General features: G+C 46.3%; 16 protein-coding genes and 1 pseudogene. 7 read left to right on the top strand and 10 right to left on the bottom strand.

Annotated features, from left to right (window positions below):
• Positions 1 to 660: 660 nt before the first annotated feature.
• Together ABDK92_08760 and ABDK92_08755 are read left to right on the top strand one after the other, a co-directional pair.
• Positions 661 to 1884, top strand: coding sequence for a site-specific DNA-methyltransferase (locus ABDK92_08760; protein MEN3186700.1), 1224 nt, complete (start codon positions 661 to 663; stop codon positions 1882 to 1884).
• Between the two features lie 19 nt (positions 1885 to 1903).
• Entirely contained in the window at positions 1904 to 2428 is a 525-nt protein-coding gene (locus ABDK92_08755) for an MjaI family restriction endonuclease (protein ID MEN3186699.1), read from the top strand.
• Between the two features lie 313 nt (positions 2429 to 2741).
• Here ABDK92_08755 and ABDK92_08750 read toward each other — a convergent pair whose 3' ends face one another.
• Positions 2742 to 5969 carry an ATP-dependent helicase gene (locus ABDK92_08750; GenBank protein MEN3186698.1) on the bottom strand — a complete coding sequence of 1076 codons (3228 nt, stop codon included), beginning with the start codon at positions 5967 to 5969 and terminating at the stop codon, positions 2742 to 2744.
• 450 nt (positions 5970 to 6419) lie between these two features.
• Between ABDK92_08750 and ABDK92_08745 the strand changes: the two genes are divergently transcribed.
• The 4 genes from ABDK92_08745 (at position 6420) to wrbA (ending at position 10281) form a co-directional block, all read left to right on the top strand.
• The gene (locus tag ABDK92_08745) at positions 6420 to 7436 is read left to right on the top strand and encodes a sugar-binding protein (GenBank protein ID MEN3186697.1); all 1017 of its coding nucleotides are present in this window, start codon (positions 6420 to 6422) and stop codon (positions 7434 to 7436) included.
• 84 nt (positions 7437 to 7520) lie between these two features.
• A complete protein-coding gene (locus ABDK92_08740) occupies positions 7521 to 8516 on the top strand; it encodes an ABC transporter permease (GenBank protein MEN3186696.1) in 996 nt (331 codons plus the stop codon).
• Positions 8517 to 8539: 23 nt separating this feature from the next.
• The gene (locus ABDK92_08735; protein ID MEN3186695.1) at positions 8540 to 9313 is read left to right on the top strand and encodes an ATP-binding cassette domain-containing protein; all 774 of its coding nucleotides are present in this window, start codon (positions 8540 to 8542) and stop codon (positions 9311 to 9313) included.
• A gap of 272 nt (positions 9314 to 9585) precedes the next feature.
• On the top strand, positions 9586 to 10281 hold the full coding sequence (gene wrbA / locus ABDK92_08730; GenBank protein MEN3186694.1) for an NAD(P)H:quinone oxidoreductase: 696 nt from the start codon (positions 9586 to 9588) through the stop codon (positions 10279 to 10281).
• A gap of 55 nt (positions 10282 to 10336) precedes the next feature.
• Here the strand turns inward: wrbA and msrA are convergent, their stop codons facing one another.
• From msrA to ABDK92_08715, 3 genes are all read right to left on the bottom strand, one after another.
• A complete protein-coding gene (gene msrA / locus ABDK92_08725; GenBank protein ID MEN3186693.1) occupies positions 10337 to 11356 on the bottom strand; it encodes a peptide-methionine (S)-S-oxide reductase MsrA in 1020 nt (339 codons plus the stop codon).
• A gap of 328 nt (positions 11357 to 11684) precedes the next feature.
• Positions 11685 to 12824 carry a glycosyltransferase gene (locus tag ABDK92_08720; GenBank protein MEN3186692.1) on the bottom strand — a complete coding sequence of 380 codons (1140 nt, stop codon included), beginning with the start codon at positions 12822 to 12824 and terminating at the stop codon, positions 11685 to 11687.
• Positions 12817 to 13401, bottom strand: a complete 585-nt coding sequence (locus ABDK92_08715; protein MEN3186691.1) for a glycerol-3-phosphate acyltransferase — start codon at positions 13399 to 13401, stop codon at positions 12817 to 12819. The genes ABDK92_08720 and ABDK92_08715 overlap by 8 nt, the downstream gene beginning before the upstream one ends.
• Positions 13402 to 13475: 74 nt before the next feature.
• Between ABDK92_08715 and ABDK92_08710 the strand changes: the two genes are divergently transcribed.
• Positions 13476 to 14258, top strand: a complete 783-nt coding sequence (locus tag ABDK92_08710) for an SDR family oxidoreductase (protein ID MEN3186690.1) — start codon at positions 13476 to 13478, stop codon at positions 14256 to 14258.
• A gap of 32 nt (positions 14259 to 14290) precedes the next feature.
• On the opposite strand, the gene ABDK92_08705 is transcribed toward ABDK92_08710, so the two are convergent.
• The 6 genes and pseudogenes from ABDK92_08705 to ABDK92_08680 all read right to left on the bottom strand — a co-directional run.
• Complete coding sequence (locus ABDK92_08705; GenBank protein ID MEN3186689.1) at positions 14291 to 15265, bottom strand: ABC transporter substrate-binding protein; 975 nt, start codon at positions 15263 to 15265, stop codon at positions 14291 to 14293.
• 43 nt (positions 15266 to 15308) lie between these two features.
• Positions 15309 to 16274 carry an ABC transporter permease gene (locus ABDK92_08700; GenBank protein MEN3186688.1) on the bottom strand — a complete coding sequence of 322 codons (966 nt, stop codon included), beginning with the start codon at positions 16272 to 16274 and terminating at the stop codon, positions 15309 to 15311.
• Between the two features lie 4 nt (positions 16275 to 16278).
• On the bottom strand, positions 16279 to 17790 hold the full coding sequence (locus ABDK92_08695) for a sugar ABC transporter ATP-binding protein (GenBank protein ID MEN3186687.1): 1512 nt from the start codon (positions 17788 to 17790) through the stop codon (positions 16279 to 16281).
• Positions 17791 to 17947: 157 nt separating this feature from the next.
• Positions 17948 to 18886: a uroporphyrinogen decarboxylase family protein gene (locus tag ABDK92_08690; protein MEN3186686.1), complete on the bottom strand. Its 939-nt coding sequence runs from the start codon at positions 18884 to 18886 to the stop codon at positions 17948 to 17950.
• Between the two features lie 313 nt (positions 18887 to 19199).
• A pseudogene (locus ABDK92_08685) lies at positions 19200 to 19765 on the bottom strand (ATP-binding cassette domain-containing protein).
• A 61-nt stretch (positions 19766 to 19826) separates the two neighbouring features.
• Positions 19827 to 20201, bottom strand: a 375-nt coding sequence (locus tag ABDK92_08680) for a sugar ABC transporter substrate-binding protein (GenBank protein ID MEN3186685.1), incomplete at its 5' end; no start/stop codon positions are given.

Genomic DNA, 20201 nt, shown 5'->3' with positions numbered 1-20201 from the left:
GGACGTCCCGATCGTCACCGGGATGTCCGAGCCTGGGACAATTACCTTACCAAGCTAAAAGGTAGGAGTTTAGATTTCCTTTTCATTTATAATTTCAATTTTGTATTTTCCTCGCTCTGGTTGAAAAGTTCTTATATCAAACCTATACTCAAAGTTTCGCATAGTATTACTTTTGCGGAGCCAGTTCGTATTGTCAAAATTGGCTCCGCTCTCAGAGCCACTGCAAAGTGTCCCTATAATTTTACCAAATTCAATGCCTCAGTCAAAAGAGAGAAATTTAAAGAAATGACATCCCACTCGCAGGATCGGACACCGTTTTTGTCATTGTGCTTTTCCTTGTACATCCTTTCCAGAGCTCAGCGTGGTAACTTTGCTACCAGTTTCAAACCAAATTTATAAGTGTTGTTCCGTGGCTTTTAAGGTCTGAGAATTTGTATCTGGAGTTGAGTTGGTTAGCCCTACAAAGATTAAAAAACCCCGAAAAAGCTGGGCAAGGATAGGCTCTGGTTGAGGAAAGTACAATCAGTCGAGTTATGTACCATGGGGTAAGGTATCTATAAGGAGAGAGCGAGAATATGGATGATGAAATATGTTAAAATCGTTGAGTGCAATGGCAGGCTTTAGAGGAGGAAATGCGCGGATTATGAAAGAAGTGTAACCATGAAAAATCGGGCAAAGGTTATCATCGGTGATAGTCGGTTCATGAAAGAGTTAGGGGATGAAGAAGTCGATTTGATTGTAACTTCACCTCCGTACTGGCACATAAAGGACTATGGGATCACAGGGCAGATTGGCTATGGACAGAGCCTTCATGAGTATTTGAAAGACCTCTACTATGTCTGGAAAGAGTGTTATCGTGTGCTTAGAAAAGGTGGAAGACTTTGTATCAATATTGGCGACCAATTTGCAAGGTCTATAATCTATGGGCGATACAAGGTCATTCCAATCCATGCCGAATTGATAACTCAATGCGAACAGATAGGTTTCGATTTCATGGGCTCTATAATATGGCAGAAAAAAACCACAATGAATACTACAGGTGGCGCAACTGTAATGGGTTCTTTTCCCTATCCGCCAAATGGAATTGTTGAGATTGATTACGAATTTATCCATATTTTTAAAAAGCCGGGGAAAGGCAAAAGAGTTCCAAAAGACATTAAAGAGGCGTCAAAACTTACAAAAGAAGAATGGAAAGAGTATTTTTCTGGACACTGGCATTTTGGAGGGGCAAAACAGATAAGACATGAGGCGATGTTTCCTGATGAGCTGCCAAAGAGGTTGATAAAAATGTTTACATTTATTGGTGATACTGTGTTGGATCCGTTTTTAGGCAGTGGGACTACTGTAAAGGTTGCTTTAGAGTTGGAGAGGAATGCTATCGGTTATGAAATTAATAAGGATTTTCTTGAAATAATAAAAGAAAAGATAGGTATGAAAGAAAGTCTTCCTGGATTTCGTGACGATATCTTAATAATAGAAAGAAAGGGTGAGAAACTGGAACTTCCACCAGTGGATTATACTCCCAGAATTCAGAATGCAAAACCACAAATAGACCCTAAGAAATTCAACTTTAAAGGGAATAGATTATACAAAGTCATTGAAATAGTAGATGAGAATACAATTAAGTTAGATACGGGTTTAACTGTTAAATTTTTAGGAGTAAGGATAAATAAAAAAGAGGACACAATCCGATATTTGCGAGATTATATTCTGGGAAAAAATGTATTTCTGTCATTCCATGACAACGAGGTAATAAACGAGAACACTGTTATGGCTTATGTTTATCTCAAAAATAAAATCTTCGTTAATGCTTATCTTATAAAATCTGGCTTGGCAGTTCCAGATTTCTCGGTGGATCATAAATATAAAGGGAAATTTGTCTAGTTATGGAAGGAGAGGCAAAATGGCTAAGGAATGGATATTAAATATAGCTACAAACAGATGGGGTTTGAATAAGAAAGATATTGTAGGCCCTGTTTCGTTGTGGATAAGAGAATGCGCTCCAAAGACAATAAATGATTGGGAATCTTTTTATTACAAAAAGGTTACTGAAATGCTCAAACAGAAAGCAATAAATCTGTCTCCCCAGGAGTACATTCAAGACTTAGGACGAAAACTATACATGAAAATAACAGAGGTGATTCAGGCTGAGATAGAAGAGGTAACAGAAGAGAGTTGTATTCAGTATATTCACAATCTTGTGATAAGCAGAACATTCGATGGCTATCAGACAGAGATAAAGACAATTTATGGACAATTACAACAAATTCTGAAAGTTCCTATTCAACCTGCCTCTGATAAATGGGACAGACTTTATAATGTGGATTTTTACATAGGAATTAATGGGAAATATATTGGATTACAAATCAAACCAATAACCTACGAGCAAACTCCAGAAATTTATAGGTGGAAAAGAATGGCTCGCTAAGACGCATAATAAATTTGAGAAAGATAAGGGTGGTAAAGTCTTCATTGTTTTTTCAATACAGAAAGAGGGTAAAAAGCTGATCTATAATCCTGAGGTGATTGATGAGCTTAAAAAAGAAATTGAAGGGTTAATGAAAGGGATAAACGAACCGTGAAAACTACGCTGAAGGTTTGAATGTTTTTCGTTGGTTTGCTCCCGTTTTTAATGGTGTGTCGATGCTGGTCAAGATTGGTACAAAGTTCGATACTTCCCTGTTACTCTGGATTACTCTAAGGTCACGCCGAGGTTGACTAAAAGGTTTTTCATCCTTTTTTCAGGATATCTTGAAAAATATCCCTTGTTTTTCGATTTGGTCGAGTAATGTTTCATACTGGGGGATGCGCCGGAGTAATTCGGGAACCCCAAGGAGAATGAAATGTTCACGCGCTCGGGTGATGGCGACATTGAGTTTGCGATCGAGGGGTTTTGGACCTTTGCGGAGTGGGCCGGGGGGAAGAGACTGAATATAGGGAAGCTGGTTTTCGCTATTGATGGCCGCAGAAAAGATGATCAGATCCTTTTCTGAACCCTGGAAACGTTCCACAGTATCGACCTGGACCCATGCATGCCATTCCTCTTTGAGGGCTTTACGGATGGCATTCACCTGGGCACGGAAGGGAGTGATGACGCCCACCGTTTGATTTTGGCGGACTCGTTCTATAGTTTTGAGAAAACGTATCACCAGTTGAACTTCTTCCTGATTTACTCGGACACTGGTTTCACGATGGGTGGAAACAAAGATGAGTCGTGATGAAGATAGCATCCGCTCAATAGGGTCTTCACTTTCTGGGTGGTATCCTCTGATGGGTTGGGACTGGGTTTCTTCGCAGAGCACACAAAGTTTGTGATTATAAAAGAGGATGTTTGCAACTTCTTGGATCGTCTGATGCATACGTCTCTGAGCAGTGAGCATGCCATGGCACTCATGCCAACCCTTTTGGTCAGCATTGTGGAGCAGCCGTTCAAAGAGGGAGACTCCAAGATGAAAAAGACCGATCGTCCGGAGTTCGGAGTCTTCGACTATCAGGTCGTGCTCTGGCTGGACCACAACTGCGGGAAGCTGTTTTTCATCCCCGACGAGGATAAAGCGTTTCATCATACTCAGAATACCCACAAGGTGGGGTTCAAGCAATTGAGAGGCTTCATCGACGATGGCAACGGTCGGTTGAAAAAGTTGCACAAGTTCCCACTGCATGAGACAGGAGGAGACAGTGGAAACAATCAGACGAATTTGCGAAGCATCTTTAAGCATTGTTTGTGGTGTTTGACCACCGAAAAGAGTAGAGAGAGTACAATCAGTATGCTCGGTGTTGATGTCGTTTCCCAGGCGGAGGAAAGGCGTTTGGGGTAAAGCCTTTTTGATGGCTGAGCAGACTTCGTCAACGGCTCGATTGGTGAACGCTAAGATTAAAAGACTTTCGTCGGTGTGGGCTAGAAGCAATTTGACCAGATTGGTGAGGAAAACTCTGGTTTTCCCAGTACCTGGGGGTCCCTGAAGGAGGAAATAGTCCTTGGCCTGGAAAGCCCGTGAAAGGCATTCTCGCTGTTCTTTGTGCAAGTTTCCTTCGGGAAGGGGCGGCTGAACCTGAGTGAAATGGGGCTTACGTAGTCCAAGGAGGAGTTCACGTTTTTCCCGTGGGGCAAGGAGAAACCAGGAAAGGCTACGAATGAGATACGGGTAGTGGTCGTAGAAAAAGTGTTCCATGTTGAGATGACAGCGGGGATTTTTTTGGAGATGGTACAGGAAAGTCTTTTTGAAGCGGGTACGAATGGTAACTTTGGATGTGTCGATGGTTACAATGGACCCACTCAGGAAAAATGAGGTATCAAGACTTTCGCCTGCTTTGGGCACAAGGAGGACTATGTCTCCAGCACGAAAGTCTGAATAGACGTCGGTTTTGGGGAGGGAAAAGGTGAAAAGACCCTCTTCGGGTTTACTGGTTTTCTGGTCCCAAACAAGGTCCCAGAGCATGGAAAAAGTGCGCTGTTTTTCTTCAGATGTCTGTCGCCAGAGAGAGGCTGAGTGTGGTGCCCAGGATGTTCCAGCACATTCGTACTCCTTTTCGTTGAGCAGAAATCGAAAGAATTGCGCATAGTATTTCCGGTGTAGGGGTGGTGCATTCAAAAAGGCCTCTTGGAGTTGCTGAAAATTTTTTTGCAGATAGGAAGGTACCCTGTTGAGGAGGAAATCGTTTTCTGGATTCAACATTTTTGTGAGGGTTTCTTCTGGGGTGTTTTTGAGATGTTGTTGTAACTGGATCACCTGATTGCGAAGTGCTATGAGGGTTTGAGTTTGGTTTTGGTCATACGGGAAGAGCCGCAGAACGTTTTCGGGGTCCTGACTTTCTGTATAGAGTACGTATGAAGTTTCATGGAGTGGAAAGCCAAGGATGCGGGCAAGAAAGAGATAGCCAGCAAGTTGCATCCTGTGGGAGGGCCAGGACAGATAACCTTTTTCGGGGGCTTTACCCGTTTTCACTTCGATGATACGCCATCGGCTTTCCCCGGTATAGAGGAAATCCAGGCGACCAATCAACCCAATTTTTTCAGAGAGGAGGAGGACTTCAGGAATGAGGTACCGGTCGTCAAAGGCACTCAAAGCGCTGACGAGTTGCCTGTAAGGGGCTTCAAGTTTTTGGACCATCTCTTCTTCGGTCAGTGGCTGGTGGGGACGCAGGGACTGGAGCAGTAACACTTCCCGGGGGTTTTCCCGAAAGAACCGTTGTACAAGTTGGGGAAACGGGGTGTCTTTTCTTTCCAGATGCATGGTAAAAAGGACCGTGAGGATTTTTCCGTACAACGCATTTTCACTTGTTCTTTGCGGAATCATACTTTTGAGGAAAAAGAGTTCTGGAACGTGCAGGGCATGTCGTACCTGACATTCACTCAGCATGGATACCTCAAGAAGCATATCCGGGTTGAGGATAACCTGCGTTTGCGGGGTATCGAAGTATATTCCTTCCTTTGCACCCTTTTTAACCTGAAGGAGGGTAAGTCGCACTCCAGGGGCAAGAGAAAGCAACAAATTGCTAAATCGTTTTGAGAGGTAGAAGGTCAGAAAACCATATTCATCGTGACTGCCATAGAGGATAACGGCGTGTTCGTTCTGGCGGGGAGGTTTGAGAAGGAGAAAAGAGGTCATGTCTTCTATGTACTGCTCTTTTGATCTTTTGGTTATGGGAAAACACATTGTAGCGATTTCGGACAATGGTTCTGAAGGTGGTACTGAAAAAAGACGCTGAATTACTCGTATGACCAGAGCAAACATTCCGTTCAAGCTTTCTACGTCGATGTCACCATAACTTTTGAGCCGCTGCCAGCACTGTTCGATCTGAGCTTGTTCTGTTAGGTCTATGCTGAAATCTCCCGATAATTCAATTGATTCCAAGAGTTCAAGAAGTTCCAGAAATTTCTTCCGGGGCGTTTCTGAGGAACGGTAAATTTCTTCAACCTTTTTGTAAAAAATGATGGCTTTTTCCAGAATTGGTGCCCCCTTAGACAAATTTTCCTTTTTATTATACTTGGTTTCCAAAGATGTGTGGTATCGGATTTTCGCCTTGGTTCGAGTATCATGCTTTTTAATTGACTGTTAAAGATATTTTCGGTGTATTCCTTAGTCTTGGCTAGACCGCCGGCAACGCCGACATCCGGCCCGAAAAACACAATATAGCCTCTATATGCGTCAGTTTGCCATGTTTTCTCGAAACTCGCTGTTTCCTAACCTTTCCACTTACTAGCATGGTGATTTTTGAGAACGTTTCGTATCCTGTAAAGAAGCAGCTTGCACTGGATAAGGCGACAAGGAGTATCAATTGACTTTCGCTGGAGGAATGGTAAGATTGGAAAAGAGGGGTTTTGCTGCAGAAAAATATGGGGGGTGAGATGAGAAAAAGAGAAAAAGTTGCCCATTTTTCTGCATTTTGTTTGAGTTTTATTGAAGGAGGGAAGGAACATGAAGAGAGGAAAGTGGTTTGTGTTTTTTGTGGTGGTTACTCTGGTGTGGGGATTAGTGATTTCTGGTGTGTTTGCTCAGGGAAAGAAGCTCACTTTTGCTTGGATTCCTAAAGCCCTCAATAACCCGGTGTTCGAACTCGGTCGGGATGGTGCCTTTGCGAAAGCCAAGGAGCTTACTGAAACTACCGATTACACCGTGGAAGTGCTGTACGTGGGTTCGGTGGCTTCTGATGCGGCGGAACAAGTGAGAGTCATTGAGGATGTGATCGCCAAAGGTGTGGATGGAATCGGTGTTTCCTGCAATGACCCTGACGCACTGGTGGATGTGATTAATAAAGCCGTGGATGCAGGAATCCCTGTCATGACCTGGGACTCCGATGCTCCAAACAGCAAGCGTTTTACCTATCTTGGGGTCAGTAATTACGATGGTGGTAAAGCAGCAGCGGAACTTTTGGTCCGGTACATGGGAGAGAAGGGGAAAGTAGCCCTTTTAACGGGAGTTCCTGGTGCTTTCAACCTGGAGGAACGTATTCGGGGTTTCAAGGATGTGATTCAAAACTATCCTGGCATTGAAATTGTAACCACTGTGGCCTGTTATGACGACATCAATCAGGGTGTGCAGGTTGTCGAGGAAACCATGCAAGCCTATCCAGATTTAACCGGATGGTTCTTCGTAGGTCTGTGGCCACTTTTTGCTGAACGAGGGTCAATGCCCCTCTGGGAAGAAGCAGCAAAATCCGGGCGAACAAAGACTGTGGCCTTTGATACCCTGCCGGTGGAGTTGCAGTACATGAAAGAAGGACTTCTGGTTGGTCTTGTGGGCCAAAAATACTGGGGTTGGGGTTATGATACCATCCAGATGCTTTTTGACTACATTGTAAACAAAAAAGAATTTCCTTCCTGGACTGACTCAGGCATGGACATTGTCACCGTCCACAACGTTGATGCCATGATTAAGGCCTGGGAGACCAGTGATTTCACGAAGCCACTTCCACCTGCGTTTCCGGAAGAGTAAAGAGGGAAGTACCTCGATGGACCGGGAATTTCCCGGTCCATCGTCTTCTTGCAGTACATAGCGTGCTCACTGGAGGGAAATGTTGTGGAGAGTAGAAGAGAAGAAGAATTCCTCCGTTACACCGAGCCTGGGTTGTTACTCCGTTTCGCCAGAAATCAGTTAGCAGCGCTGATTTTGATTCTCCTTGGTATGGTGATTATCCTGGGTCTTTTGACCAGGACGTTTCTCACGGCGAACAACATTTTTAACGTTTTACGGGCTTTTTCCTGGATTGCCATCGCTTCTTTTGGGCAATCGATCGTCATCATTGGGGGAGGCATTGACCTCTCGGCTGGTTCAAATATGGCTTTTTCGGGGATTGTTACGGCCATGCTTCTTGTTGCCGGTTATAACGTCGTTTTGGCCATTCTTGTGGGTCTTGTAGCCACCCTCGGTGTTGGTTTTTTCAACGGTCTTATGGTGAGTAAAACCAAGTTGCCTCCCTTTATTGCCACTCTTGGGACCATGAGTATTATTCGGGGTTTTTGTTACGGAATGACCCAGGGATGGCCGGTACGGAGTTTACCGCGATCGTTTATGGCCCTGGGGCAGACTGACGTGAGTATTTTTATCTGGCAGGTTCCCTTGCCGGCTATCTTCATGGTTATTTTTGTGGTGCTCTGTTATATTCTCCTTGATAAGACGAAGCTCGGTTATCATACCTATGCGGTGGGAGGAAACGAATACGCTGCGGCCTTGGCTGGCATCAATACCGGTCGGGTCAAAACTATTGCCTTCACCTTATCGGGTCTTCTGGCTGGAATTGGTGGATTACTGATGACGGCTCGCCTGGGTGTTGCGGCACCCACGGCTGCGCAGAGTTACGAACTCGATATCATTGCGGCGGCGGTCATTGGCGGTATCAGTCTTACTGGTGGTGAGGGGAGTGTTTGGGGAGCATTGATTGGAGCAGCCATCATGCAGATTTTACGGAACGCTCTGGTGCTCTTAGGTTTTCCTGCGTACTGGCAGCCGGCCGCCATTGGAGCAGTGATCATCGGGGCAGTGATGATTGACATGTACCGGAAGCGAAAAGTGTGACTGGTTAAGGGGGGAGGTTTACTTTGGAAACGGTACTCTTGAAAGAGGAGGAAACTCTGCAGCCAATCCTGGTGTTAAAGGGTATCACTAAGTATTTTGGCGGAGTCCATGCTTTGGAGGATGTTGATTTTGAGGTGTATCCGCAAGAAATCGTTGCTCTGGTGGGGGATAATGGCGCCGGAAAGTCGACGCTGGTAAAAATCATTGCAGGAGTACATCAACCGACCAGAGGGCAGATTTTCTTTCTCAATCGGCCCGTTGAAATTCGTAATCCTCATGATGCCCAGGCTCTGGGAATTGAGATTGTCTATCAGGAGTTGGCGCTCATTGAGACCCGGGACGTGCCGGCAAATTTCTTCTTGGGGCGAGAACCTGTAAAGGGTTGGGGGAGAATTTTTGTGGACCGCAAAAAGATGATTGAAGACACCGTCCGTACCCTCAAAGAGCTTGGGATTGTGTTGCCTTCCTTGCGGACCCTGGTGCGATATCTTTCTGGAGGCCAGAGGCAGGCTCTGGCCATCGGTCGGGTCATGCCCTGGGGTGGGAGAATTATCATCATGGATGAACCAACTGCTGCCTTGGGGGTCAAAGAATCTCGCCGAGTGTTGGATCTCATCTTGCGGTTAAAGGAAAAAGGGTGTTCAGTCATCGTCATCAGCCATAATATGCGTCATGTCTTCAACGTTGCTGACCGAATTGTGGTCTTGCGGGGTGGAAGAAAGGTAGGGGATAAACGAAAGGCCGAGACTACTCCAGACGAAGTTGTGAAACTCATTGTCGGGGCAGAGATGTTATAGTTTCATCCTTTTTCCTGGAAAATCTTACATTATAATCGATTTTTGTTTCTCTTTAGGAGATTGTTCCTGGAGAATGAGCCTTTTACACAGTTTAGTTCTATGCTGATCGAGTTTTCGTAGAGGCATCGTCTCAGTCGTCGCCTTGAATGTGGCACTGCTGAATAGTTGGTTTGATCACTTTGAAAAAGCTCGTTTTGCAGAATGACCTAGCAAAAAGTGTCAACGCAAAAACGTTTTGGTGTTATTGCATACACGTCGAGGAGGTGTAAATAATGGAACTCCGTTTACTCGTCCTCTACTATTCTGCTTACGGGCATATGCACCGGATGTGTGAAGCGGCAAAAGAAGGGGCTGAAAGCGTAAAGGATGTCATTGCGGTGCTTCGAAGGGTTCCAGAAACTCTTCCTCAAGATATCCTTGAATCTACAGGAATTGCCCAAGCACAAAAAGCGTTTGCTCATGTTCCCGTTGCAGACTTGAGTGACTTTGAGGAAGCCGATGCTGTGCTTTTCGGTGTTCCGACCCGTTTTGGAAACATGTGTGCCCAGATGAGGGCTTTCCTCGACAGCACTGGTCCTCTGTGGGCGAAAGGAGTACTCGTAGGGAAACCCGCTGGAGTGATGACCAGCTCTGCCACCCAGCATGGGGGTCAAGAGACGACGATCATTACCGTCATGGTTACCTTACTCCATCATGGGATGATTTTGGTTGGTCTCCCCTACGCTTTTAACGAGCAAGTTGGCGTGGATCAGGTATCTGGATGCTCTCCTTATGGTGCATCAACCATAACGGGAGGTCGGGGTGAACGTTTCCCTTCGGAACGAGAACTCGCTGGAGCCCGGTATCAGGGGAAGTATCTCGCTTTGGTGGCTTGGGCTCTCAAGGAACGACGTTCCAAAATACTTGACGGTTTGTTCGACAAAGGCGATTCGGGCAAAGGCGATTCGAGTCCTGACCTTTCGTCCTGAGAATTTTTGAAAAGAAGAGACCACCCTGGAGTGTTTTTCCAGGATGGTCTCAATGTTACTTTTCAAAGAGTTTCAGATATTCGCCATATCCTTCTTTTTCTAAATCTTCTTTGGGAATGAACCGTAACGCTGCAGAATTGATACAGTACCGTTTTCCGGTTGGTGGTGGCCCATCGTCGAAAACGTGTCCTAAATGGGAATTCGCGTAGCGACTGCGCACTTCGGTACGGACCATGAAGTGGCTCCGATCTTCAACTTCGACGATATTTTCGGGCTCCAATGGTTTGGTGAAGCTTGGCCACCCAGTACCAGAGTCAAATTTGTCAAGGGAACTAAAGAGCGGTTCTCCAGAGACGATATCTACATATATCCCTTCTTTTTTGTTGTTCCAGTATTCATTCTGAAACGGTGGTTCGGTGGCGTTTTCCTGGGTGACACGGTATTGCAGGGTATTGAGCCTTTGACGAAGCACTGCTAATGGAGGTTTATGGAAATTCTTCCATGATTTTGACCAGTACTTTTCTTTGAACTGGTCTCGACCAGAGTGTGAACGGTACAGCTCATACCGCACTGGACACTTCTTGTAGTAATCCTGGTGGTACTCTTCAGCTCTGTAAAAGGTAGTGGCAGGGCGAATCTCGGTAACAATGGGTTTTCCAAACCGACCTGACTCTTCCAGTGCTTTTTTGGACTGTTCAGCGAGGATGCGTTGCTCCTCGTTGTGGTAGAAAATGGCTGTACGGTACTGTGAACCCCGGTCCACAAATTGACCCCCTGGGTCAGTGGGATCAATGTTCTGCCAGAAAATGTTGAGAAGTTCCTGGTAGGTGACTTTCGCTGGATCATAGGTGACCTGTACTGCTTCTACGTGACCGGTTTTACCAGAACACACTTCTTCATAAGTGGGATTTTCTTTATTTCCCCCTGTGTATCCTGAAACGGCCTCAACGACACCGGGAACCTTGTCAAAGACGCTCTCTATGCACCAGAAACAGCCTCCAGCAAAGGTGGCTTTTTCTCGACGTTCCAGCCCTTCCTGGGCTAAGGTAAAACGGGACCATAGAAAAGGTATCATCAGTGTAACGAGCAGAAGGAGTATGGTTCTCATTTTTTATCACCTCACTGTCTTAAATCGTTTTTTTTGCCCTCTTTATTCCCTTTTTATTATCTGCCTTTTGCTGGGTTCTTCGATCTAGACGGTAGGCGAAAAGGGGAAAGTCAGATCGAATTGCCTGGCCCTTACCGGGTGGTTGGTTACGAACACTTCCCATTCTTATTGGGGATTTTAGTGCATGGATAGGGAAACCACTGGGCTTGCGGGGAAAGTACATGGCTTTATGGTCTTTTTATTCTATGGCGGGAAAAAGACGCCCTTTGATGTATGTCGCTATGCGTTTAGAATTTCATCGCAGGGGTGGGGACGCTTTGAGAATGTACCGTTCTTTCCAGATAACTCGTTTGGTTCTGGTGAGAATGACGGAAGTCCATCCAATGATTGTGCTCATGACCAAAATGAAAGGGCTGAGGAGGATGCTCCACGGTGTGAGACGGTAAAAAAAACTTGTTACCCACCAGGAAAGACCATTTGCCCCAATCGTGAGGAGTGCTCGGGTCATATCGTCCTGTTTAAGTAAAAGCCAGTACGGATACACGGTATAGAAAAAGAGCCAGCTCCAAACGAAGCTCGAAAAAGCGATGTTGCCTCCAAAAATCCAGAAATAACTCTTGGCGAGACCCAGGAATGATTCCTGGAAATTCCTGTACATTCGACAGGATATGATTTCAGTGAGGTTGTAAAAACAGTAGCGGTATCCACGTGCACGGAGTTTTCGAGCGAGTTCGATGTCTTCCACCACTTTTTCTCGTACGGCCCGATGTCCATCAATATCCCAGTAAACCCTTCGACGGAAGGCCATGAGTTGACCGTTTCCCACGGCAAGAGCTCGCCAGCGTGGAAAAACGCGAGACAAAAAATGGGGGTACAGGGCAACCACGCTCCAGACGATGAAAGGAACGGTCAACTTTTCTCCCAAAGTGCTTGTCTCCTCGCGAGCGATACCACTTAAGGCGTCGAGCCGATGGTTGAGCATTTCGTCAACGAGAACACTCAACGTCGAAGGTGTGTGCCAGGTGTCGGCGTCAGTAAAGATGAGAATTTCCCCTCGAGCATTTTGAGCCAGATTAAAACAGGCCCAGCTTTTTCCCAGCCAACCAGGAGGTGGTTCGCTACCAGCGATCCAGCGGAATCGCCTGTCTTGAATGGTGTAGAGGATTTCTCGTGTTTTGTCGGTGGAACAGTCATCCCAGACGAGCACTTCAAAGTGAGGATAATCCTGGGCAAGAATTGATTGGAGGCATCTTGTAATCGTACGTTCTTCGTTTCGAGCTGGGATGAGGATACTGACTAGGGGTTTTTCTGAAGTAATCCCTCTTCGGGTTGGTTTTTGGATGGTGAGGAGGTTGAAAAAGGCAATACCAGCGAGCACTATGGCAAAGATGTGAACTCGTTCGAAGTGGGTAAAAATTGTTCCCTGGTCAAACATAGTTCTGCCCCTTTCGTCTGAATTCATGTCGGTGAGTGAAAATGAGGAGAGCGGTGTTGAAAAGAGCGATGAGAAAATATGGATGTCCATAGCGAAGTAACGTCCATCCACTAAGATGGATCATTCCGATTGTGACGGCAAGGTGGTCAGAAAGGGTAATATTGATTAGGTGCCGGAGGAGGAGAAAGGCGGAAAAGGTACTACCCAGGATTGAAGGTATCACCCAGTACGTGAGCCCACCCCAAACCCCGAACGTGGTGGCGATACCTTTTCCACCCTTAAAGTGAAAGAACACTGGAAAGACGTGTCCCGCTACGGGGGCAATTGCTAAAATGGTTTGTAAGCGTTGCGCTTTTTCAAAGAGGAGGAAAACCGGTATAAATCCTTTAAGAAAGTCAAAGAGTAAAACCAAGATTCCCAAAAGCACACCACCGCTTCGGAATGCGTTCGCCGCTCCTGGGTTACCGTCCGTTCCGGTCTTGCGGGGGTCTACACCAAAGCACTTTCCAAGAAGCGGCGCATACAGTACTGACCCAGAAAGGTATGCTCCTCCACAGTAAAGAATTTCTTTCCACATGGCATCTCTTATTTTGCCTAAACCCTTTCTTTTCGGTAATATTCCTTTAGTGAAGACTGTTGTTCGAGGTGGTGATGATGCCAAAACTTCAGAAAGGGCAGTGGGCTCTGGTGACAGGGGCTTCTTCTGGCATTGGGGAACACTTCGCCTATGGGTTGGCTGAGAAGGGTCTCAATGTGATTCTTTTGGGACGAGATGAAGCTGCTTTAAGGCGTGTTGCAGCCACGATCGAAACAAAACATCCGGTAAAAATGGAAATTGTGCGCTGTGACCTGACCCAGGAGCTGCGAAAAGCTGTCGGTATTCTTCAGGAATTCGATGTCGACCTTTTGATTAATAACGCTGGAGTTGCTTTTTATGGAAAGTTTCTGGAACGGGAACCCTCCCGATACCGGGAGATGATCGAACTCAACATCACTGTTCTGACTGAGCTTGCTTTCCAGGCAGGAAAGCGGATGGTGGAAAAAAGGCGCGGTGGGGTAATTAATGTTGGTTCGGTGGCTGGATTTTTCCCGGTGGCAAATTTTGCCGTCTATGCGGCCACTAAAGCCTATGTCCATAGTTTTTCCCTGTCCCTTTGGGCGGAATGGAAAAGGTATAATGTTCATGTCCTCTATGTTGCTCCCGGTCCAACCAGAACTCGATTTTTTGAGCGTTCCCGAAATGGCCTTCAGCGACCAAAAGATTCTCCTGGGGTGATGGACCCGGAGATCGTGGCGAGAGCGTCCCTTACAGCGTATGAGCATAATAAAGTTGTGTACGTGCCTGGGTGGAGGAATCGTTTGGGGCCTCTTTTTGTGCGCCGCTTTTTTTCTGACTGGATGGTAGCCCAGTTTACTGAAAAATCCTATCGTTGAGGTCGGGGCTCCGTACTTGGAGCCCCGTAAGGCTAAAATTTGTCTGGAGTCTGCAGGAGTTTTTGAATTTCTGGTTGGTTATAGTTTTCAGGAGTGATGATGACCACTGGAATCTGGATGTTTTTCTCTTCGGGACTAATCGTGCCGCCTTTAATCACCTGGTCAAGCATTTCCACGCCACGGTATCCCATCTGATAGGGGTCCTGAGCAAGGATAGCGTGAATGGTTCCCTCTTCGAAGAGCGGAAGCACTTCCGGGCTGGGGTCAAAAGTAATGAGTTTGATTTTTTTGTCCAATCCTTTGGCTTTTAGAGCTTGGGCGATACCAACGGCCATCGGAGCGGCAGCAGAATAGAAACCCACGATGTCGGGATTGGCATTGAGCTGATCCGTGGCAATGTTCATAGCTGTTGCTGCTTCGGCATTCGTCCACTGTACCGGCAAGACCTGGATATCGGGAAAGTTTTTCATGGCCTCAATAAACCCGTCGCTACGTTCCCTTCCGGTTTGTGAACCCGCGGTGATGCCGATATTGGAGACCTTACCCTTTTTGCCGATCATTTCCGCAAGGAGCATACCGGCCTTGTAACCACCATCGAAGTTGTCAGTGGTGATGTTGGCATAGGGGATGGATGGGTCTTCGATGCCAGAGTCAACCATGATCACTGGCACTCCAGATTTGATGGCGTTTTCTACTGGGGCCTGGAGCGCTTTGGCGTCGGTTGCAGCCAGAAGAATCCCAGCAGGTTTTGTGGCGGCAATGTTATTGACGAGGTTCACCTGACCAGCGATGTCGGCTTCGGTGGCAACACCCTGGTAGTCGATTTCGTAGCCTAGTTCTCTCGCCTTGTCCACGGCACCCTTCCGCAAAAAGAGCCAGTAGGTGACATCCGTTGACTTGGGAATAAACACGATGGTCTTTGACCGGTCCTGAGCAAAAACTGGAATACTTGCACTGAATGCCAACAGCAAAACCAGAAAGCACACCAACCATTTTCTCGTACCCATTTTCCACGACCTCCTTTTTAAAATAAGCGGCTTTAACCGCTTTTTAACGAGCCCTTCGGCTTTGGTCCGCGGCTACGGCAAAGATAATGATGAGTCCGTTGACGACGTACTGGTAAAAGGCTGAGACACCCAGAATGTTCAGACCGTTACGAATGGTGGTGACGATGAGAGCGCCAATGAGGGAAGCAAAAATGTTTCCTTCACCTCCGTAAATGCTTGCGCCACCGATAAACACTGAACCGATGGCCAAAAGTTCGTATCCACTGCCAGAAGCTGGTTGCATGGTGCCGAGGCGAGCTGACTCAATAACCGCAGCAACCGAGGCAAATGCTCCTGAGATCATGTAAATGCCGAGCATCACCGGGGGAATTTTCACTCCAGATAACCTGGTTGCTTCGGCGTTACTTCCCAGAGCGTAGGTGAAACGACCAAAGCGGGTATTACGCAAGACGAAAAACATCACCGTGAAGAGGACAAGGACGATGATTGTGGGGACTGGAACAACACCCAAAACCCTTCCTTGACCAATCCACATGTATCCTCGGGGAAGACCATAAATGGGTATCCCACGAGAAAGAATGAGCGCTAAACCTCTGGCGATGCCCATCATACCGAGGGTAGCCACAAAAGGTGGAATTTTGAGCTTGATAATAGCGGCACCGTTACAAAAACCTGCAAAGAGCCCACCACCTAAGGAGGCGAGAAGAGAGAAGAAAATATTCTGTGTGGCCATTAATCCCAGGCCACCTATAATGGCGGAAAAAGCAAAAACTGACCCTACCGAGAGGTCGATTCCTCCAGAGAAAATGACAAACGATTCTCCTGCGGCGATGAGGGCGATGACCGCTGACTGGAGCGTGATTTCGAAGATGTTGTTGATGGTGAGAAAGTACGGAGAGAGAAACGCCAGGACAATCCACATAATGAGGAGAATGAAAAGCATGGAGAGGGATTGCTGGCGAGTGATAAAGGTGAGAACCATTTTGAGGAAGTTTCGTTCTGTGGGCATATTGTCACCCTTGTATAAAGTTATTCTTGAGGCCAAGACAATAGGTGAGAAGTTCCTGTTTGGTGAGACCATCGGGGGAAAGTTCAGCAGTAATCCGGCCTCGCACCATGACTAAAATACGGTCAACAATATTGAGCACTTCTGAAAGGTCGCTGGAAATAAAAAGTACCCCTCGTTTCGCTTCGCGGACAAAATCATAAATCAGGCGATAAATTTCCTGTCTTGCGCCGACATCAATACCAATGGTGGGTTCGTCGAGGATGAGAAATTGACAATGGGCTTGAAACCATTTGGCAAGAATCACCTTTTGCTTGTTTCCACCACTTAAGTATTTAACCTGCCTTTCTAGAGAGTCAGTTCGAATTTGGAGGCGTTGCACAAAGGATTGAGCGATCTGATTGTCCTGACGGATATTGAGCCCAATATTTCGACTCTTGGCATGGGAAACGATGGTGATGTTGTCTCGAATGGGTCGGTTCAGACAGAGGCCGGATAAATCCCGGTCTTCGGGGATATACCCCACCCCAGCCTCAACCATGGCTCTGGGAGTATTGTGGTATATCCGGACTCCTCCAACGAAAATTTCCCCTTTTTCGAAGCGGTCGACACCAAAAATTGCTCGGGCTAACTCTGTTTTCCCGGCACCGACCAGTCCCGTTAATCCCAGTATTTCACCATCTCGCACCATAAAAGAAATATCCTCAAATTTACCAGCGGCCGATAAATGAATGCAGCGGAAAATTTCCTGGTCACGAATGTTGCGCTCTCTTTTCTGCTCTGCACGGATTTCTTTTCCAGTCATGAGATGAACAACCTGGTTCATATCCACGTTACGAACCGTCATCGTTCCTACCTGTTCTCCATCACGGAGGATGGTGATTGTGTCGCCAATTTCTTTGATTTCCTCCAGTTTATGGGAAATATAAATGATGCCCACCCCTTGGGTTTTAATCTGTCGGATGATTTGGAAAAGGGTTTCGGTCTCTTTACGACTGATTGCGGCGGTGGGTTCATCCATGATGATGATTTTTGCTTTTTGCGCGAGCGCTATGGCGATTTCAAGCATTTGTTGTTGGGACATCGTGAGATTTTTGACTTTGGTCTTGGGGTCAATCTGAAGTTGTACCCTCTGGAGGGCTTGTTCAGCAAAAGCACGCACCTTTGACCAATTAATAAAACCCATTCGAGAGACCGGGAAGGTGGCAAGAGAGATGTTCTCCGCAACGGTAAGGTGTGGCACAAGGTGAAAATTTTGGTATATTGTGGCGATGCCCATCCGGGTTGCAGTTTCTGGATTGTAGTTTGCCGTATCGATTTCGTGACCCTCCAGGAATATTTTTCCACTGTCTAAGGTATAGGCTCCGCTTAGAATCTTGATGAGCGTTGATTTACCGGCACCATTTTCTCCCAACAGCACGTGGACTTCACCATGGCGCAATTGGAAGGAGACATTTTTAAGAACCGGGACGCCAAAAAAGGACTTGCAAATCTTCTCCATGAAAAGAAGGTCTGGCACACTACCCTCCTCCGGAGGCAACACCAAAACTCCCTCATCTCATGAATGAGTGTAGCAGAATGTGGTAACGTTGTCAATCAAATTTTTTCGCTTAACTAATTACTTTCAATACTTTTTGGTAACGTTATCAATGGAAAAGTTGTCCCTTACCGCATGCCTAATATTTTCCTGTTTTTTCTATGATTTCGTTCAATCGGATGCGGTATGAAGAAAACTCTTGAAAACCGACTTCAGGAGGGATGAGGTGATCCCCAAAGGGGATGTATCCCCCCGTTTTTAGTACTTCCTGAACCGTTTTCAAGATTTCTTCGATACGTTCTTTGCCTCGAGCAATTTCGCTTTTGGGGATTCCACCGAGAAGCTGTAATTGTGGAAACGCTTTGCGCACTTGTACAAGGTCCATTCCGCAGCTTACTTCGATGGGGTAAAGACCAGTGATACCGCCTGCGATTAAAAGAGGAATGATATCGAAACAGTATCCATCGGTATCCAGGAGCACTACCTCAACACCCCGGGCTTTGACAAAATCGGTGAGTCGGCGATAATAAGGTACCATAAATTCCTGCATGATTTTTGGGGAAATCATGGGGCCCTTACCGAAGGACAGGTCTTCCCAAATGTGGAGGGCATCAACTTCAATTTGAGCCAGGATTTCTTCGTAGATAGCCATCCAGAGGTTGACAAAGGTTTGGGTAATGTCATGGATAAGCTCTGGGTCCTGATAGTACCCTACGAAAAGATTTTCATATCCCATGAGCGTTGCCAAGGTTCCAAAAAGACCGTGGGGATACCCACCGATAACCAGAGGAAAATCTCGTTCTTTATAAAGAACGATCATCTCGTCCCAATTTGGGGGCAGACGAAAAAGAATTTCCTCTGGCCGGAGCCGCTCTCTTTTGAGTGTTTCCCAAGTTTCCCAGTTTTTGATTGGATACTCGACGGCTGAAGGGATCACTGCAGTTTCTTTAAGAAAATGCCTTTTAACCCCATCCAGGTCAACGTAAAGGAGGTGGTGATCGTCTTCTTCCAGGATTTCGATTTCAAAAGGCGGATAGAAAAGAAGGTTGAGATTGAGCAGTATCTGAGGCTTATCCATCCCAAAGTAGGAACGAATATCGAAATCGAGGTGAAACCCCTGAGTCGGCCAGTAAAGACCTCCTCCTACGACAGCGATTCCAGGAGGGAGGGTATCACCCTTTATAGATTGCCAGCAGGGAACATAAAGGTGTGAGGTGGGAGAAGAGACAGTCTGAGGAAGGTGCGGGTACGATTTCTTAGGTAAACCCTCCCGATAAAATCGCTCGACTGTTTTTCCCAGTAACCAAATTCCCGTTTGACAGAACGAACCCGAGTGTTAAAGTGCATCACTTCATAAAAGCGCTCTCGTGTGTTCATACTAAAAACCCCCTTTAGCGCTGTTCGCGAAGTTTCTTGATGATGCCAAAGAGTTTTTCTACTTCCTTTTGAGATAATGTGGCAGTCGGTTCATCCATTACGATAATGTTCGCTTTTTTGGCTAAGGCTCTGGCGATTTCTACCACCTGTTTTTCAGAAACACTGAGTTTTTTCACCGGTATTTCCGGGTCAATTTGTTCTCCTAAAAGTTCCAGAAGTTCTTGGGCGCGGCGTTCAATTTCTTCTTTCTGACGTATGGGTATACCGACGAAACGTTTGGTAGGCAGGTCTCCCATAAAAATGTTCTCGGCTACGCTCAGCTCTGGGAAAAGTTCCAGTTCCTGATAGATAACTCGAATGCCTTTGGCCAAGGAATCTGAGGGAGCGTGAAAATGGACTTCTTCCCCATTAATCAGGATTTTGCCTCCGTCTTTATTGTAATCCCACTCAAGATTTTTATGAGCGTAGATTTACCTGCTCCATTTTGTCCAAGGAGTGCGACCACTTCTCCACGATTAAGGAAGAAATTGATTTCATCGAGTACCCTTACCCCCGAAAAGGATTTAACGATACTATGCATTTCTAAGTATGACATGCTTATCTTCCTTTTACCCCCTGGGGCACCCCAGGGGGTATTGATTTTATTGTATATCTTCGGGAATGAGTTGTGCGTACTCTTTGTACTTCTCTCGAAGCTCGGCCAGGAATTTGTTGTACGCTTCTTTGGGGAATTCGTACTTCACGTCGGGATATCCTTCTGGTGTGACACAGGGCCACTTTGGATAGAGTTCACAAACATTCATCGGCGTCACGACGACGTGCTGGACAAAAATACCCTCGGGAAGGGAATGACCGGCAAGTTTCATGAGTGCTGCAGGGATGAGGTAGTTTCCATATCGCTCGGGGAACGATGCCGGGTCGCCAACGTAAATATATCCTTCCTTGGATAATTCTTCCTGTCCGGTTTCATCGCATCCTAATCCTACGACGATAGCATCTTTGTCTCTTTTGGTGAA

This window comes from Atribacterota bacterium (assembly GCA_039638595.1).
GTDB lineage: Bacteria > Atribacterota > Atribacteria > Atribacterales > Caldatribacteriaceae > Profundicultor > Profundicultor thermophilus.
This window is presented reverse-complemented; position numbering and strand designations above follow the sequence as displayed.